The following is a 296-nucleotide window of genomic DNA, read 5'->3' as shown; positions in this document are numbered from 1 at the left end:
GGGCGTCACGGGCTGTGGGGGCATGAACCGATTCGCTCCAGCAGTGTTAGCGCCGTATCGAACGCCTAGAAAGGACGCCAGTCCATCGCTCACACGGCCGCGCAGTTTGCCGTACTGGGTCTCGACGACCTTAAACGAGTCCTCGGCATGTCCACCAATATTTTTGTCTTGCTCAACTGCAATGTTCACGATCTCGATTCCTTAAGTGAATATCAGTCATTGGACCGGCGCGCGGGCACACGCCCGATCGCTAGCGCCCGGCGACTCGACCGCTGCCAACATGAAGTTAGGAAACG

Annotated in this window: 1 protein-coding gene; it reads right to left on the bottom strand. The window is 57.8% G+C overall.

Annotated features, from left to right (window positions below; genetic code table 11):
• Positions 1-189, bottom strand: a 189-nt coding sequence (locus U5A56_RS37030; RefSeq protein WP_321927440.1) for a carboxylesterase family protein, incomplete at its 3' end; no start/stop codon positions are given.
• Positions 190-296: the final 107 nt, after the last annotated feature.

Source organism: Burkholderia sp. BCC1998 (genome assembly GCF_905339875.1).
Classification (GTDB): Bacteria; Pseudomonadota; Gammaproteobacteria; order Burkholderiales; family Burkholderiaceae; genus Burkholderia.
The sequence above is the reverse complement of the archived record's forward strand: the minus strand, read 5'-3'. Positions and strand labels throughout refer to the sequence as shown.